11 protein-coding genes and 1 tRNA gene are annotated in these 14,854 nt (G+C 72.3%); 11 read left to right on the top strand and 1 reads right to left on the bottom strand.

Annotation, left to right across the window (positions count from 1 at the left end; all coding sequences use genetic code 11):
- The 8 genes from AQJ27_RS39175 to AQJ27_RS39145 all read left to right on the top strand — a co-directional run bounded on the left by AQJ27_RS39175 (window position 1) and on the right by AQJ27_RS39145 (window position 9,875).
- Window positions 1-1,659 carry a beta-N-acetylhexosaminidase gene (locus tag AQJ27_RS39175; RefSeq protein WP_268814603.1) on the top strand — a complete coding sequence of 553 codons (1,659 nt, stop codon included), beginning with the start codon at window positions 1-3 and terminating at the stop codon, window positions 1,657-1,659.
- A gap of 280 nt (window positions 1,660-1,939) precedes the next feature.
- Window positions 1,940-2,833, top strand: coding sequence for an FAD binding domain-containing protein (locus AQJ27_RS39170; protein WP_067379849.1), 894 nt, complete (start codon window positions 1,940-1,942; stop codon window positions 2,831-2,833).
- Window positions 2,830-4,470, top strand: a complete 1,641-nt coding sequence (locus AQJ27_RS39165) for a 2Fe-2S iron-sulfur cluster-binding protein (protein ID WP_067379846.1) — start codon at window positions 2,830-2,832, stop codon at window positions 4,468-4,470. The genes AQJ27_RS39170 and AQJ27_RS39165 overlap by 4 nt, the downstream gene beginning before the upstream one ends.
- The gene (locus AQJ27_RS39160) at window positions 4,467-6,773 is read left to right on the top strand and encodes a xanthine dehydrogenase family protein molybdopterin-binding subunit (RefSeq protein ID WP_067379840.1); all 2,307 of its coding nucleotides are present in this window, start codon (window positions 4,467-4,469) and stop codon (window positions 6,771-6,773) included. The genes AQJ27_RS39165 and AQJ27_RS39160 overlap by 4 nt, the downstream gene beginning before the upstream one ends.
- The gene (locus tag AQJ27_RS56720; protein WP_159064507.1) at window positions 6,770-6,934 is read left to right on the top strand and encodes a hypothetical protein; all 165 of its coding nucleotides are present in this window, start codon (window positions 6,770-6,772) and stop codon (window positions 6,932-6,934) included. The genes AQJ27_RS39160 and AQJ27_RS56720 overlap by 4 nt, the downstream gene beginning before the upstream one ends.
- Before the next feature lie 220 nt (window positions 6,935-7,154).
- Window positions 7,155-8,333 carry an SUKH-4 family immunity protein gene (locus AQJ27_RS39155; RefSeq protein ID WP_067379837.1) on the top strand — a complete coding sequence of 393 codons (1,179 nt, stop codon included), beginning with the start codon at window positions 7,155-7,157 and terminating at the stop codon, window positions 8,331-8,333.
- Between the two features lie 257 nt (window positions 8,334-8,590).
- A complete protein-coding gene (locus tag AQJ27_RS39150; protein ID WP_067379834.1) occupies window positions 8,591-9,100 on the top strand; it encodes a SigE family RNA polymerase sigma factor in 510 nt (169 codons plus the stop codon).
- A 61-nt stretch (window positions 9,101-9,161) separates the two neighbouring features.
- Window positions 9,162-9,875 (top strand): hypothetical protein, encoded by a 714-nt coding sequence (locus AQJ27_RS39145; protein WP_067379831.1) that lies wholly within the window; start codon window positions 9,162-9,164, stop codon window positions 9,873-9,875.
- Between the two features lie 137 nt (window positions 9,876-10,012).
- Here AQJ27_RS39145 and AQJ27_RS39140 read toward each other — a convergent pair.
- Window positions 10,013-10,084: transfer RNA gene (locus AQJ27_RS39140), tRNA-Cys, on the bottom strand.
- A gap of 218 nt (window positions 10,085-10,302) precedes the next feature.
- Here AQJ27_RS39140 and AQJ27_RS39135 point away from each other — a divergent pair.
- From AQJ27_RS39135 to AQJ27_RS39125, 3 genes are all read left to right on the top strand, one after another.
- Window positions 10,303-11,745 carry an MFS transporter gene (locus tag AQJ27_RS39135; RefSeq protein WP_067379829.1) on the top strand — a complete coding sequence of 481 codons (1,443 nt, stop codon included), beginning with the start codon at window positions 10,303-10,305 and terminating at the stop codon, window positions 11,743-11,745.
- A gap of 256 nt (window positions 11,746-12,001) precedes the next feature.
- Window positions 12,002-13,801, top strand: coding sequence for a DEAD/DEAH box helicase (locus AQJ27_RS39130; protein ID WP_067379826.1), 1,800 nt, complete (start codon window positions 12,002-12,004; stop codon window positions 13,799-13,801).
- 407 nt (window positions 13,802-14,208) lie between these two features.
- Complete coding sequence (locus AQJ27_RS39125; RefSeq protein ID WP_067379823.1) at window positions 14,209-14,853, top strand: IclR family transcriptional regulator; 645 nt, start codon at window positions 14,209-14,211, stop codon at window positions 14,851-14,853.
- Window position 14,854 lies beyond the last annotated feature (1 nt).

Genomic DNA, 14,854 nt, shown 5'->3' with positions numbered 1-14,854 from the left:
GTGAATGATGTGATTCCGGCGCCCCGCGCCATAGAGGGCCCCATGCGCTGCGGGGTCGATCTCGACGCGGAGACCACCCTGTGGGCCGCTCCCGGCACGGACGCCACGGCGCGCTGGCTGCGCGCCACGCTCGGCGCCGCGCTCGGCCTGCCGCTGCCACCAGGGCCCGAGGACGCCCGCAACGCCGTACGGCTGCTCCTCGACGACACCCTGGAGCCGGAGGCGTACAGACTCGGCGTCGTCGTCAACCAGGGCATCGAGATCCGGGGCGGCAGTGCGGCCGGGGTGTTCTGGGGCGCGCAGACGCTGCGTCAACTCCTCGGTCCCGATGCCTTCCGCCGCGCCCCCGTCCGGCCGGGAAGGACGTACGGAATCGCGCACCAGATCATCGAGGACGCACCCCGATTCCCCTGGCGCGGTCTCATGCTCGACGTCTCCCGGCACTTCATGCCCAAGGACGGCGTCCTGCGTCACCTCGACCTCATGGCCGCCCACAAACTCAATGTCTTCCACTTCCACCTCACCGACGACCAAGGCTGGCGTGTCCAGATCAAGCGGTATCCGAAGCTGACGGAGGTCGGATCCTGGCGGGCGCGCACGAAATTCGGCCATCGTGCCTCGCCCCTGTGGGAGGAGAAGCCGCACGGGGGCTTCTACACGCAGGACGACATCCGCGAGATCGTCGCGTACGCGGCCGAGCGGCATATCAGTGTCGTCCCCGAGATAGACATCCCGGGGCACTCGCAGGCCGCCATCGCCGCGTATCCGGAACTGGGCAACACCGACGTCATCGACACGACCTCCCTGACCGTCTGGGACACCTGGGGCGTCTCCAAAAACGTACTCGCCCCCACTGACAACACCCTGCGCTTCTACGAGGGGGTGTTCGAGGAACTCCTGGAGCTCTTCCCGGCGGACGCCGGCCCGTTCACGCGGTCCGCGCCGTTCTCGGGGTTTGTGCACATCGGCGGCGACGAGTGCGCCAAGGACCAGTGGAAGCAGTCGCCGACCGCGCAGGCGCGCATCAGGGAACTGGGTCTCGCGGACGAGGACGAGTTGCAGTCCTGGTTCGTCCGGCACTTCGACAACTGGCTCTCCGCGCGCGGGCGTCGGCTGATCGGCTGGGACGAGATCCTCGAGGGCGGGCTGGCCGAGGGGGCGGCGGTGTCCTCGTGGCGCGGCTACCAGGGCGGCATCACGGCCGCCCGCGCCGGCCACGACGTGGTCATGTGCCCCGAGCAGCAGGTGTACTTGGACCACCGTCAGGCCGCGGGCCCGGACGAGCCGGTACCGATCGGATATGTCCGCACCCTGGAGGACGTCTACCGCTTCGAACCCGTTCCGCCCGAGCTCACCGAGGCGGAGGCACGGCATGTGCTGGGCACTCAGGCGAACGTGTGGACCGAGGTGATGGACGACCCCGCGCGCGTGGACTACCAGACCTTCCCCCGGCTCGCGGCCTTCGCCGAGGTCGCCTGGAGCGCCCTGCCCGCCCCCGCCGAGCGGGACTTCGCCGACTTCGAGCGGCGGATGGCCGCCCACTACGGGCGACTTGACGCCCTGGGCGTGGCCTACCGCCCGCCCACGGGTCCCCTTCCGTGGCAGCGGCGCCCGGGTGTGCTCGGACGTCCGATCGAGGGGGCGCCCCCAAACGTGTGAGGTGACCCCCGACCGGCGTGTCCCGGCCCGCTCGCCCCGACGCAGTGGCCCCACAAGGCAAAAGGCGCCCAAGGACCACCGAAGAGTGGCAATTCGTACCGACCGGCGATGCCGTAGGAAAACGGACCATCTCCCTGGTGAGGGGGCGAATGCCTCCTAGCGGACCCCCGCGTCGAGGGCCGGGGAAGATGTGCCAGAGTTGCCACGTCCGCCCTGTCAGCACGTACCGTACGCGCAACACAGGTGGGACCAGGTGGGGCAGCGGGAAGGGGCAGCCGGTTTGACCACGCACGCACCGCAGGCGGCGCAGGCCGTGACGCTGCCCGCCTCGCTGGACGAGGCAGTGGCGGCGCTGGCCGCCATGCCCGCCGCCGTCCCCGTGGCCGGCGGCACCGACCTCATGGCCGCCGTCAACTCCGGACAGCTGCGGCCCGCCGCGCTCGTCGGCCTCGGCCGGATCAGCGAGATCCGCGGCTGGCAGTACCAGGACGGCCACGCCCTGCTCGGCGCCGGCCTCACCCACGCCCGCATGGGGCGCCCCGACTTCGCGGCCCTCATCCCGGCGCTCGCCGCCGCCGCGCGCGCCGCGGGACCGCCGCAGATCCGCAACGCGGGCACCCTGGGCGGCAACATCGCCTCGGCGGCCCCCACGGGGGACGCGCTGCCCGTGCTGGCCGCCCTGGAAGCCACGCTGATCATCGCGGGCCAGGGCGGAGCCCGCCGTGAGATCCCGGTGTCGCACCTGCTCGCGGGCATGGAGATGCTCCGCGGCGGCGAACTCATCGGCTACGTGCGTGTGCCGCTGCTGCACGCGCCGCAGGTCTTCCTGAAGGCGACCGGACGCACCGGACCCGGGCGCGCCATCGCGTCCGTCGCGCTCGTCCTGGACCCGGCGCGGCGCGGCGTGCGGTGCGCCGTGGGCGCCATAGCGCCGATGCCGCTGCGGCCCCTGGACGCGGAGGCGTGGGTCGCCCGGCTGATCGACTGGGACAACAACCGGGCGATCGTGCCGGAGGCGCTCAACGCCTTCGGGGAGTACGTCGCCGCGGCCTGCATCCCCGATCCCGTCCCGGCCGAGGACGGCTCCGTGCAACAGCTTCCGCCCGCCGTACTGCACCTGCGGCGCACCGTCGCCGCGCTGGCCCGACGAGCACTGGGGAGGGCACTGTCGTGACCGACGACCAGCACGGAGAGAGCACTCCGCAGACCAGCGGCAGGTGGGACCCCCTCCCGCAGGGGGACTACGACGACGGCGCCACCGCCTTCGTCAAGCTCCCCGAGGGCGGAATCGACGCCCTTTTGGCGGAACGTGAGACGCCTCTCGCGGCGCCCGGCCACGGCTATGTGCCTCCCCGGATCACCACGGCGCCCCCGGCGGCGGACCCCGGCGCGACGGGCACCTGGGCCACGCCGGCCGAGGCCGTCCAGTGGCCGGACCCCAACGCCGCGCACCAGGAAGCCGTGCGGCACGAGACCGGGCGCCAGGAGTCAGGGCGTCACGAGTCCGGGCATCAGCAGGCCGCGCACGACGGGTTCTCGTACCACCCGGGCTCCACCGGGCAGTGGGACTTCGGGGAGGCCACCCGGGAGGGCGCCTCCTCCGGTCACCACCCGGCCGACGCGCCCGGACACGACGTCACCGGACAGTGGTCGATTCCGGTCGCCGGGGGTGATCTTCCGGACGAATCGGGCGAGTTCACCACGTCGGCCCTGGTCGAGCAGTGGGGCGGCACCCCGCCCGCCACGCTCCCGGGCGGCGCGGCGGCGCCCTGGGCGACCTCGGAGATCGGCGAGCCGTGGTCGCGCGCGGTGACCCCCGAGGCCCCGGGGGCCCCTGAGGGCCCCGTGGAGCCCGCGCGGCACACGCATGCGGAATCGGCCGCCGAGGCCGCCCAGGCGGCCGCGCAGGCCGCTCACGAGGCTCCTGAGCCGGTCGCCGGGCCCAGGCCCGCGACGGCCGGGCCGTACGGGACCCGGGACGGGTCCGGACCGGACCACGACCCGGCCACGCGAACTGCTCCGGCAGCGGCCCCGGAGGACTCCTCGGAGTACCTTTCGGAGCATCTTTCCGAGCACCCCTCGGAGCACCCCGAGACCCCGGCGCCGGACGCCCCCGGTGCGGAGGCGAGCGACCCCGACACCCCTGCGCCGCCCCCGCACGACGAACACCCCCTGGCCTCCTACGTCCTGCGCGTCAACGGCGCCGACCGCCCCGTGACCGACGCCTGGGTCGGCGAGTCGCTGCTCTACGTCCTGCGCGAGCGCCTCGGCCTCGCGGGCGCCAAGGACGGCTGCTCGCAGGGCGAGTGCGGAGCCTGCAACGTGCAGGTGGACGGGCGGCTCGTGGCGTCCTGCCTGGTGCCCGCCGTCACCGCCGCGAGCAGTGAGGTGCGTACGGTCGAAGGTCTCGCCGCCGACGGACAGCCCTCGGACGTGCAGCGCGCCCTCGCCAAGTGCGGCGCGGTGCAGTGCGGTTTCTGCGTCCCGGGCATGGCCATGACCGTGCACGACCTCCTCGAGGGCAACCCGGCCCCCACCGAACTCGAGACCCGCCAGGCGCTGTGCGGCAACCTGTGCCGCTGCTCCGGCTACCGCGGGGTCCTGGACGCCGTACGCGAGGTCGTCGCCGAACGCGAGGCGCACAGCGCGGCCGCCGCCGAGGCCACGCAGGACGCGGACGAACCGCGCATCCCGCACCAGGCGGGGCCGGGCGCGGGCGGCGTCAACCCGGCGGCGTTCGAGGACCCTTCTCGGTACGACTCCCAGGCGCCGTATGAGCAGCCGTACGGACAGGACGGAGGCCAGGCGTGAGCAACGAGACCGTGACCGCGACTTCCGCGGCACCCGACACGGGCCCCGAGCCGCTGCCGCACGGGCTCGGCGTGTCGCTGCCCGCCGCGGAGGCCCGCGCCAAGACGGAGGGCACCTTCCCGTACGCGGCCGACCTGTGGGCCGAGGGCCTGCTGTGGGCGGCCGTGCTGCGCTCGCCGCACCCGCACGCGCGCATCCTGTCCATCGACACCAGCCACGCGCGTGAGATGCCCGGCGTGCGGGCGGTCATCACCCACGAGGACGTGCCCGGCACGCCCCTGCACGGCCGCGGCCGCGCGGACCGCCCGGTGTTCGCCTCCGAGGTCGTACGCCACCACGGCGAGCCCATCGCGGCCGTCGCCGCCGATCACCCGGACACCGCGCGGATGGCCGCCGCGGCCGTCATCGTCGAGTACGAAGTACTCGACCCGGTGACCGACCCGGAGCAGGCGTTCGAGGCCGAACCCCTGCACCCCGACGGCAACCTGATCCGGCACATCCCGCTGCGCCACGGCGACCCGGACGCGGTCGGCGAGATCGTCGTCGAGGGCCTGTACCGCATCGGCCGCCAGGACCCGGCCCCGATCGGCGCCGAGGCCGGACTCGCCGTGCCCCGCCCGGACGGCGGCGTCGAGCTCTACGTCGCCTCCACCGATCCGCACACCGACCGCGACACCGCCGCCGCCTGCTACGGCCTGGAACCCGAGCGGGTGAAGGTCGTCGTCACCGGAGTGCCCGGCGCCACCGCCGACCGCGAGGACCAGGGCTTCCAGCTCCCGCTCGGCCTGCTGGCCCTGCGGACCGGCTGCCCGGTGAAGATCACCGCGACCCGCGAGGAGTCCTTCCTCGGCCACGCCCACCGGCACCCCACCCTCCTGCGCTACCGCCACCACGCGGACACCGAGGGCAGATTGGTGAAGGTCGAGGCGCAGATCCTGCTCGACGCGGGCGCCTACGCCGACACGTCCGCCGAGTCGCTGGCCGCCGCGGTCTCCTTCGCCTGCGGTCCCTACGTCGTCCCGAACGCCTTCATCGAGGGCTGGGCCGTGCGCACCAACAACCCGCCCTCCGGCCATGTGCGCGGCGAGGGCGCCATGCAGGTCTGTGCCGCCTACGAGGCGCAGATGGACAAGCTCGCCAAGAAGCTCGCCCTCGACCCCGCCGAACTGCGCCTGCAGAACGCGATGGCCACCGGGGACGTGCTTCCGACGGGCCAGACCGTGACCTGCCCGGCCCCGGTCGCCGAACTGCTCCAGGCCGTACGCGACTACCCCCTGCCCGCGCTCCCCAAGGACACCCCCGAGGACGAGTGGCTGCTCCCGGGCGGCCCCGAGGGCGCCGGCGAACCCGGCGCCGTACGCCGCGGGGTCGGCTACGGCGTCGGCATGGTCCACATGCTCGGCGCCGAGGGCGCGGACGAGGTCTCCACGGCCACGGTCAAGGTCCACGACGGTGTCGCCACGGTGCTGTGCGCGGCCGTCGAGACCGGCCAGGGCTTCACCACCCTGGCCCGCCAGATCGTCCAGGAGACCCTCGGTATCGACGAGGTGCACGTGGCGCCGGTCGACACCGACCAGCCGCCCGCGGGCCCCAGCTGCCGGGGCCGGCACACCTGGGTGTCGGGCGGAGCGGTCGAACGCGCCGCGAAGATGGTCCGTACGCAGCTCCTGCAGCCCCTGGCGCACAAGTTCGGCATGTCCACGGAGCTCCTCCAGATCACCGACGGCAAGATCACCTCGTACGACGGTGTGCTCTCGACCACCGTCACGGAGGCGATGGACGGCAAGGAGCTGTGGGCCACCGCGCAGTGCCGCCCGCACCCGACCGAGCCGCTGGACGAGGCGGGCCAGGGCGACGCCTTCGTGGGCCTGGCCTTCTGCGCGATCCGCGCGGTCGTGGACGTGGACATCGAACTGGGCTCGGTACGGGTGGTGGAGCTTGCGCTCGCCCAGGACGTCGGCCGGATCCTCAACCCCGCCCAGCTCACGGCCCGAATCGAGGCGGGCGTCACCCAGGGCGTCGGTGCCGCGCTCACGGAGAACCTCCGCACCGCCCGCGGTCTGGTCCGCCACCCCGACCTGACCGGTTACGCCCTCCCGACCTCCCTGGACGCCCCCGACATCCGCATCGTCAAGCTCGTCGAGGAGCGCGACGTCGTCGCCCCCTTCGGCGCGAAGGCGGCCAGCGCGGTGCCGGTCGTGACGTCCCCGGCGGCCGTCGCGTCCGCCGTACGTGCGGCGACGGGCCGCCCCGTCAACCGCCTCCCGATCCGTCCGCAAGCCGCCGTGGTGACCACGTCATGAGCACCCCCGAGCCGACGACCCACGACCCCGAGCCGATGACCCATGACCCCGAGCAGCCGCGCTACGAGCCCCCGCCGAGCGTCGGGAAGCTGGCGCTGTGGGTCCTGCTGTTCGTCGTGGCGGCCGTGGTGGTCGTCCTGGGCGGCCTGTACCTCACCTGAGCCGGGCGGCGGCCGCGGCTGATCGTCGGTGTCGGCCACGACCGGGCGCCCCCCCGATGGCTTGAACCCGCGTGTTTCCGGGCCGTACGTCCTGCGTGCCTGCGGGTTTCCGGCGTTGTCAGTGGGGCGGCGTATGGTTCTCGGTCAGTGGGGAATTGCCGCTGGGCGGCGGCGAGTTCCCCACGGGAAGCACATATGCGTTCACATGCGCGGGGGAGCCATGAGCACGACTGACACCGATGTCGTCGGCGCGATCACGCTGACCGAGGACGAGCTGGATCCATACATCACGCACACGGACACACGGCAGTGGCTGACGGGGCCCGGGCTGCCGGCCGAGGGCACGCTGCTGGGCTTCGGCGCACTGCGGGAGCACGGGCTGCGCAGGGTCGCAGACCTCGCCGGTGACGCCGACAAACTCGCCGCGGAGCTCCAGGACCAGCTGGTCGTGGGAGCCCTGCGGACCTTCGACCGGGACCTGGAGTCGATCGTCCTGGACGGGGCGACGGGGAAGGTCGCCACGACGTACTTCTTCTCCGACCCGGCGCTGATGGACCTCGCGCCCCTGGCCCCCTCCCTGGAAGCCCTGGTGCGTTTCTCGGCGGCGACGGAGGAACTGACGACGTCCCGCGGACGCTTCGCCTCCTACGAGGGCCGGTTCGGCCCGAAGGCGGTCACGGAGGCCTCCGAGTCCCTCGCCGCGGTCTTCGAGGCGGGCGCGGGCGGCGAGGTGGCGCCGTACTGGCGGATGGCCGCCCTGATCCGCCCCCTCGCCCGGATCGCGGGCCCCGGCGAGGGCCTCGTCCTCGACCTGCCCAAGCGGCTGCTGGACGAGGAGTTCGGCGCGGGCGCGATCATGCGCTTCGAGGACGTCGACTTCCCGCCCGCGCTCGTGCACGAGCCGACCCGTCGCTTCCTGCGCGAGACCGGCCTGCCCGAAGACGGCCTCCTCTTCCAGCTGGACACGGAAGTGCCCCTGCCGGCCCTCGCCGACTACTACGCGGACCAGCGCCCCGACGACTTCTCCGCCGACGAACTCCCTCCGACGGCCGACCGCCTGATACGCCTCGGTTACCTCATCGAGGACACCAGCCTCGTGGTGGACGGCACCACGGGCGCGGTCCTCGCCTGGAGCGAGCCGGACATCACCCTGCGCCCCCTCAACGCCGACATCTCCACCCTCGCCTTCACCCTCTGGCTGCTCCACCGCGAGAAGGCCCTCGACGCGACCCACGACCTCACGGACTCCTACGAACAACTGGCCGCCACCATGGCCCAGACCCTCGCCACGGTCGACCCGATCGCCTGCGACCCCACCCTCACGCTGGAGGGCGACGACGGCTGGCGCTACTGGCCGGAGATATTCGAGGACGAGGCGGGCGGCACCCTCCACGGCTGAGACGGGTGCGGCTCGCTTCGAGGGACGCCTGATCAGGGAACCGTGCCGGCTCCGCGCCGCTCGCACGATGTCGTTCGAAGCGGCGGGGACTGGAAGCGGAGCGACAGCCACCGCTCCAGTCCCGACCCTGCTCAGGCCCGACGCCGAGGTCGCCGAAGGGGAGTTCGCCCGACGCGGCCAGATTTCTGTTTCTCCGGGTGGGACGTAACCCCGCGGCCACAGCGTCTTCAGAGTGTGGACGACGAACAGGATCTCGGATGAAGCGCCGGTACGAAGAGGAATTCATGGCGTTCGCCGCTGCGCGATCCGCACCTCTGTTTCGCTCCGCGTGTGTGCTCACCAGCGGTGATGTGCACCTCGCGGAGGACCTGGTGCAGGACACGCTGGGCCGGACGTATGCCAACTGGCGCAAGATCGCGCAGGTGGACGACCCGGCGGCCTACACCCACACCGTCCTCGTACGGACCTACCTGTCCTACCGCCGCCGGCGCAGCAGCTCCGAGCAGCCCACCGACGCCCTGCCGGACTCCGGTGCCGCCACCGAGCACGACGCCACGCTGCGGGTCACGTTGCTCGACGCTCTCGGCCGGCTCTCCGCCCGGGACCGGGCCGTGCTGCTCCTGCGCTACTGGGAGGACCGCAGCGTCGAGCAGACCGCCGCGATCCTTCAGGTCCGGCCGGGCGCGGTACGCAACCAGAGCATGCGCGCGCTCGCCCGGATCCGGGACCTTCTGGGCCATGAGCTGTCCGAGCTCGTCAGCCCCTGACCCCGGTGCCGCGGCACCCACCTCGCCTTCTTCACCGACCCCCGAAACGCGGTGACCCGCCATGCCCATCGAAGAAGACTTCACCGAAGCCCTCCGCACCACCCTCCTGACCTTCGAGCCGCCCAACACCCCGTCACTTCTGCAGGCCGGCGTCCGCAACGGCCGGCGCAGGCGCCGCCGCCGCGCCACGGCCGTCGGCGTGAGCGGAGCAGCCGTACTCGCGCTCGTCGGGCTCGGCGCGGCGGTCGTTCCCGGACTGCTGTCCGACGGGCGAACGGCCGACCGCACGATCGCCCGTCCCGCGGCCTCGGCCACCACCGGCTCGGACACGGCATCCGCCACCCCGAAGCCGACCTTCACCGGCACACTGCCCGCCGACCGCGCCCTCGCCACCCTGACCGCGCTGCTGCCGACCGGCCTGACCCATTCGAGCCCGCCCGGCGGCCGGCAGTCCGGGCAGCTGTGGGTGGACGACGGCCACGGCAAGTCGCTGCTCGAGGTCCACGTCTCCCGGCAGACCTCCACCAGCGCGATCCGCAGCCACGTCTTCGCCGGCACGACACCCTCGGCCGAAGGCACCCTGATCAGGTCCCGGCAGGCACCACCCGGAACGGACCCCGGGCACGAGACGGTGAACGTACTGCATCCCGACGGGCTCTACGTCACCATCATGCAGTGGCAGGCACCGAGCCAGAACGGCCCCTCGACCCGTACCGCGCCGATCCTGACCCCGGCCCAACTGCGGGCCATCGCAACCAGCTCGCAGTGGCAGTAACGCCCGCAGCGGCCGTGCGGCATCGCTCGAACCGGCCAACCGAGACGGGAACCGAGACGGGAACTGGGACGAACGGCAGAAGGGGCGGTCCTCCCAGGAAGGACCGCCCCATCTGCATGCCCTGGTCGGGGCATGGGAGGCCGTGGCGGGAATTGAACCCGCGTAACTCGCTTTGCAGGCGAGCCCCTGAACCACTCGGGCACACGGCCGTTCTCAGGTGCGGCACGGCTCACTCGTTCCGAACCTGATGGGTTGAACGTAGGCGGGGCGCAGGGTGGGCTCAAGGGGTGCGGGAGCGCTGCAACGGGACTGCCATACGCCGTTCATGAATGCCGGTTCCCGGACCTGCGGCGTACGACCAAAGACCCAGGTGATCACGGTCTTTGGACAGGAGTCACTGTCAGTGGTGGCCCTTACGCTGGCGGCCATGACAGCGCTGGAAGCACGTGATACCGCGACCGCCCAGCCCGCGGGCAAGGGGGAGGGGGGTGTGCTGAGCCGTCCCTATCGGGCGCTCAGCATCGGGATCGTGTTCGTGGAGCTGCTGATCGCCTTCGAGGCGACGGCGGTCGGGACGGCGATGCCCGTCGCGGCGCGGGAGCTCGACGGGGTGTCGTTGTACGCGTTCGCGTTCTCGGCGTATTTCACGACGAGCCTGTTCGGGATGGTGTTCGCCGGACAGTGGGCGGACCGCGACGGGCCCCTGGCGGCGCTGACCACGGGGATCACGGCCTTCGCGGCGGGACTGCTGCTGTCCGGGACGGCCGGGACCATGTGGCTGTTCCTTCTCGGGCGGGCGGTGCAGGGGCTCGGCGGCGGGCTGGTCGTCGTGGCGTTGTACGTCGTCGTGGTGCGGGCCTACCCGGAGCGGCTGCGCCCGGCGATCATGGCGGCGTTCGCGGCGAGCTGGGTGATTCCGTCCGTGGTCGGACCGTTGATCGCGGGCACGGTCACCGAGCACCTGGGCTGGCGCTGGGTGTTCAACGGGATACCGGTGCTGGTCGTGTTTCCGCTGGCGCTCGCGCTGCCGCGGATACGGCGGCTGTCGTCCGGGCGGTCGGCGGACGCGGGGACCGCCGGTCGTGAGCCCTTCGAGCGGCGGCGCATCCGGCTGGCGCTCGGGATCTCGCTCGGTTCCGGACTCCTCCAGTACGCCGCCCAGGACCTGGACCCGCTCTCCCTCGTCCCTGGCCTCGCGGGCGCCGCGCTGCTCGTCCCGGCCGTCCTCGGGCTGCTGCCGCGCGGCACCTACCGGGCGGCGCGCGGGCTGCCGTCCGTGGTGCTGCTGCGCGGGTTGGCGGCCGGTTCCTTCATCGCCGCCGAGTCCTTCGTGCCCCTCATGCTGGTCACCCAGCGCGGGCTGTCGCCGACGCTCGCCGGGTTCTCCCTCGCGGCGGCCGGCGGGACCTGGGCGCTGGGGTCGTATGTGCAGTCGCGGCCACGGACGGAGCCCTACCGGGACCGGCTGATGTTCCTCGGGATGGTGCTGCTCGCGGCGGCCGTCGCCGTCGTGCCCAGCGTCCTGATCCCCGCCGTGCCCGTGTGGATCGTCGCTGTCGCCTGGGGATTCGGCTGCTTCGGGATGGGGCTGGTGATCGCCTCGACCAGCGTGCTGCTGCTGCGCCTCTCGACGCCGGAGGAAGTCGGCTCCAACTCCGCCGCGCTCCAGATCTCCGACGGCCTGTCCAACATCGTGCTCCTCGCGGCGGGCGGCGCGGCGTTCGCGGCGCTGGGCGGCGGCAAGGTCGCGGAGACGGCCACCTCGACGGCCGACGCTTCCCACCCCACCGCGTTCGCCGCCGTGTTCCTGCCGATGGCCGGGGTGGCGTTGGTGGGGGCCTGGGTGACGACGCGATTGCGAGAGCGGTGATCTGGAAAGAGAGCAGTGCTCCCGTTCGGGCGGGTACGGTCATCGTGAACCGGTCGGCCTCGTCCTGCCTGGTCATCGACGTGGCGGCCGGTGTGGAGCGCGACATCGAGGTGATCGGTGGGCGGTCGCGGGGTTTGTGAGGTGGGTCCCATCCACGGGTGACCCGGCGTCGTCCGCGCGTTGACACCTCCGGGGCGCCGGTAGGGTGGCCCGGTTGTCATACGTAGCCGAGCCGCTCGACCCAACCACGGAGACCGTGACTACCACCGCCGCCAGCGCATCCACCTCCCACCACCTCTCACCCGCCTTCCCCGGCCGCGCCCCCTGGGGTACCGCCAGCAAGCTGCGTGCCTGGCAGCAGGGGGCGTTGGAGAGGTACCTCCAGGAGCAGCCCCGCGACTTCCTGGCCGTCGCCACGCCCGGCGCCGGCAAGACGACGTTCGCGCTGACGCTCGCGTCCTGGCTGCTGCACCACCACGTCGTGCAGCAGGTGACCGTGGTCGCGCCGACCGAGCACCTGAAGAAGCAGTGGGCGGAGGCCGCCGCGCGGATAGGGATCAAGCTGGATCCCGAGTACAGCGCCGGTCCGCTCAGCAAGGAGTACCAGGGCGTCGCCGTGACGTACGCGGGTGTGGGCGTGCGGCCCATGCTCCACCGCAATCGCGTCGAGCAGCGCAAGACCCTCGTCATCCTCGATGAGATCCACCACGCCGGTGACTCGAAGTCCTGGGGCGAGGCCTGCCTCGAAGCGTTCGAGCCCGCCACCCGGCGGCTCGCGCTCACCGGTACGCCCTTCCGGTCCGACACCAATCCCATTCCCTTCGTGACGTATGAAGAGGGAAACGACGGGATTCGACGGTCTTCCGCCGATTACACCTACGGCTACGGGTCCGCGCTGGGGGACGGGGTCGTGCGGCCCGTCATCTTCCTCTCCTACAGCGGCAACATGCGGTGGCGCACGAAGGCGGGGGACGAGATCGCGGCCCGGCTCGGCGAGCCGATGACCAAGGACGCCATCTCGCAGGCCTGGCGCACCGCGCTCGACCCGCGCGGCGAGTGGATGCCCAGTGTGCTGCGCGCCGCCGACCAGCGCCTGACCGAGGTCAGGAAGGGCATCCCGGACGCGGGCGCGCTCGTCATCGCCTCCGACCAGGACTCCGCGCGCGCGTACGCCAAGCTCATCCGTGAGATCACCGGGACGAAGGCGACCCTCGTCCTGTCCGACGACACCGGCGCGTCCAACAGGATCGACGAGTTCAGCCACAGCGAGGACCGGTGGATGGTCGCCGTCCGCATGGTGTCCGAGGGCGTCGACGTGCCGCGGCTCGCCGTCGGCGTGTACGCCACCACCATTTCCACGCCCCTCTTCTTCGCGCAGGCCGTCGGCCGTTTCGTACGGTCCCGGCGGCGCGGCGAGACCGCCTCCGTCTTCCTCCCGACCGTCCCCGACCTCCTCGGCTTCGCCAACGAGATGGAGGTCGAGCGCGACCACGTCCTCGACAAGCCCAAGAAGGAGGGCGAGGAGGACCCGTACGCCGAGTCCGAGCAGGAGATGGACGAGGCGAACCGGGAGCAGGACGAGGACACCGGCGAGCAGGAGCAGTTCTCCTTCGAGGCGCTGGAGTCCGAGGCCGTCTTCGACCGAGTGCTGTACGACGGCGCCGAGTTCGGGATGCAGGCCCACCCGGGGAGCGAGGAGGAGCAGGACTACCTCGGGATTCCGGGGCTGCTCGAACCCGACCAGGTGCAGCTGTTGCTCCAGAAGCGGCAGGCGCGGCAGATCGCGCACAGCCGCAAGAAGCCCGACGAGGAGGCCGACCTCCTCGAACTGCCCGCCGAGCGGCGGCCCGTGGTCTCGCACAAGGAGATGCTGGAGCTGCGCAAGCAGCTCAACACCATGGTCGGCGCGTACGTCCACCAGAGCGGCAAGCCGCACGGCGTGATCCACACCGAACTGCGCCGCGTGTGCGGGGGGCCGCCGAGCGCGGAGGCGACGGCGGGACAACTGCGGCAGCGGATCGCCAAGGTGCAGGAGTGGGCCACCCGTATGCGGTGACGCCGGGCGCTGTGCCTGGGCGGTCGCGGTTCGTGGGGCGACGGGTTGTGCTTCGGCTGTGGGCCGGTGGGGGCTGGTCGCGCAGTTCCTCGCGCCCCTTCCAGGGGCGCGTTCTTGTGCGTGTGCGCTGTACGTACGAGGACAAAGGCTGCGTAAAGGGGAAGAGTCCGTACCGGGCCATGACCGGATTCTGGACGGAGACTTCCGCTGAGCGAACCGGCTCGCTACTGTCCCGCTACGCACACGCCCCGTGGCAGCGCCGCCGCGGAGCGCAGCCGTGTAGCGACTCCGCCCGGGAAGAGCCCGGGTCGTCAGCCGACGGCGGCCTCTGAAGCGCGTCGCCGACGGGACTCGGAGACGCAACCGCCGCGAGGGGCCGCCGACCTCACCATTAAGGAGTGGGCGTCGTGACCGCGGAGACCTCTCAGACGCTCGACCGGGGACTGCGTGTCCTCAAGCTGCTCGCCGACACGGACCACGGGCTGACCGTCACCGAGCTTTCGAACAAACTGGGCGTCAACCGGACCGTTGTGTACCGCCTGCTCGCCACGCTGGAACAGCACGCGCTCGTACGCCGGGATCTGGGCGGCCGCGCCCGGGTCGGGCTTGGGGTACTGCGGCTGGGGCGCCAGGTGCATCCGCTGGTACGGGAGGCCGCGCTGCCGGCGCTGCGCGCGCTGGCCGAGGACATAGGGGCCACGGCCCATCTCACGCTCGTCGACGGGACCGAGGCGCTCGCCGTCGCCGTCGTGGAGCCGACGTGGACGGACTATCACGTCGCCTACCGCGCCGGGTTCCGTCATCCGCTGGACCGGGGTGCCGCGGGCCGCGCGATCCTCACCGCCCGGCAGCCCGGACAGGAGGACGCCCCGGGATACACGCTCACGCACGGGGAGTTGGAGGCGGGCGCGAGCGGGGCCGCCGCGCCCCTGATAGGGGTGACCGGGGTCGAGGGCAGCGTCGGCGTCGTCATGCTCGCGGACTCCGTGCCGGAACGGGTGGGGCCGAGGGTCGTGGACGCGGCGCGGGAGGTCGCGGACGCACTGCGCTGAG

The organism is Streptomyces olivochromogenes, assembly GCF_001514115.1.
Taxonomy (GTDB): Bacteria; Actinomycetota; Actinomycetes; order Streptomycetales; family Streptomycetaceae; genus Streptomyces; species Streptomyces olivochromogenes.
The sequence above is the reverse complement of the archived record's forward strand: the minus strand, read 5'-3'. Positions and strand labels throughout refer to the sequence as shown.